This window comes from Actinoplanes sp. NPDC051343 (assembly GCF_044455125.1).
GTDB lineage: Bacteria > Actinomycetota > Actinomycetes > Mycobacteriales > Micromonosporaceae > Actinoplanes.
In genome coordinates, this window is record NZ_JBITEL010000049.1 from 1 (window position 1) to 2,004 (window position 2,004).

1 protein-coding gene and 1 pseudogene are annotated in these 2,004 nt (G+C 65.8%); both read left to right on the forward strand.

What is annotated here, in order from left to right:
• Positions 1-329: 329 nt before the first annotated feature.
• On the forward strand, positions 330-1,100 hold the full coding sequence (locus tag ACIA5C_RS48585) for a phosphotransferase enzyme family protein (protein ID WP_396068195.1): 771 nt from the start codon (positions 330-332) through the stop codon (positions 1,098-1,100).
• A 126-nt stretch (positions 1,101-1,226) separates the two neighbouring features.
• Positions 1,227-1,913 (forward strand): annotated as a pseudogene (locus ACIA5C_RS48590) (IS5 family transposase); the annotation flags it as partial.
• Between the last annotated feature and the right edge of the window lie 91 nt (positions 1,914-2,004).

Sequence of the window (2,004 nt, forward strand, 5' to 3'; positions counted from 1 at the left end):
CAGCCCACGCCCATTCATCTGGACCAAGACTGCCGAAGAGATCCTCGAATCACTCGCACGGTTTTGCCAACGAATTTACGGCGCACCACACTAGCTTGCTCGCGTCGCCCAGCCGCACCGCCCTGGCCCCGCCGATGGGCGTAACTACCAGTTGTCTTTTGACTTGCTCCGCCGTGGCCGGCTCGATCGGCCGGTGGCAAGTCGGCGCAGTCGGTGCGGCAGTTCCCTGAGCCGAGTCAAGCCAGAAGCACCGGTCCGGCCCCTCCGGTGATCACGGCGGGTGTGAACTCGGTTGCTTACGTAACGGCGGCTCGCGGATCATGCCCGGCATGAGCGAGCCACCAGACGCGGAGGAAGCACTGCCAGGGGGCAACATGGGCGGCGCGGTACGCGTCGGCCTCACGGTCCGCCGGCCTGCCGACGTGTGGAGCCCTACCATTCAGCGTCTGCTGCGGCATCTTCGTGAGCAGGGCCTCCGCTGGGTGCCGCAGCCGCTGGGCACTGACGAACGCGGCCGCGACAACGTCTCCTACCTACCGGGCGTCGTGCCGCAGTATCCGTTGCCGGACTGGGTCTGGACCCAGGACGTCCTTAACGACGCTGGAACCTACCTGGCGAAGCTGCACCAAGTCAGCAGGAACTTCGACACCACCGGCGCCGTCTGGCAGCTCCCCGCGCATCAGCCAGCCGAGGTGATCTGCCACAACGACTTCGCGCCCTACAACATGGTCTTCACTGGACAGCGGCTCACCGGCGTCATCGACTGGGACACCGCCTCACCCGGCCCCCGAGCATGGGACCTGGCCTACCTCGCCTACCGGCTCGTACCACTGACCGATCCAGACAACGGCGACGCCATCAGCAGTGACCGGCCGGAGCGGGCTCGTCGCCTACGCCTGCTCTGCGACGCCTACGGCCACGGACTCCAGCCCGCCGAAGTCCTCGCGGTCGCCGTCCAGCGGCTTCACGACCTTGCCGCCTTCATCGAGGCCCGCGCTGACCAGGGGCAGGATCACCTACGCAGCCACGTCGAGCTCTACCGGCGCGATGCCACCTGGATCACCGCCAGAGCCGCGAACCGAGACCTCAGAGGCCCATAAGTACGCCTATGACTGATTCGTAGATTGAGCGGGCTTCAACGGTTTTTCGGTGGTTTCGTCGTCTGATGTCGTGAACGTTGCGGTCGGGGCTGATACGCGGGCGTTGGCGGTACGTAGGGCCTGGTCATGGACCGTGTGGCGTACTCGACTGATCTCACCGATGGGCAGTGGGAGTTGATCGATCCGTTCCTGCGGGCGCGGAAAGCGAAGCGTCCGTCCCCGTCGGGTCATGTGGGCCGTTACGAGATGCGGGAGATCGTCAACGCGCCGTTCTACCAGAACCGGACCGGTTGTCAGTGGCAGCTGCTGCCGCATGACCTGCCGCCGTGGTCGGCGGTCTACTACTACTTCCGCCTGTGGCGTGACGACGGCACCGATCAGGTCATTCATGATCTGCTGCGCTGCCAGGTGCGGGAGAAGGCCGGCCGGGCCGAGGACCCGTCCGCCGTCGCGTTGGATACCCAGTCGATCCGGGCAGCGAACCACGTACCGGCCGCTACGACGGGAAAAGACGCCTCGAAACGGGTACCGGGCCGCAAGCGGGGCCTGGCGGTGGACGCGCTGGGTCTGATCATCGCGGTGGTGGTGATGGCGGCTTCGGCCACCGACAACCAGATCGGCGTGGAGTTGATCGACCGGGTCGTCGCGCACACCCCGACCGTGACCAAGGCGTGGGTCGACGCCGGGTTCAAGGACGACGTCGCGATCCACGGCGCGGTGCGCGGGATCGACGTCGAGCAGCTCTTGCGGTCCGACAGCCAGGCGGGGTTCGTGCCGATCGCGAAGCGGTGGATCGTCGAGCAGACCCTCGGCTGGGCGTGTCAGATGGTTTGTGTACGTGATCAACCTTTGAGTTGAGGAGTACACACGTGACCATGACTGATGATCCACGTTCATCCGGGCC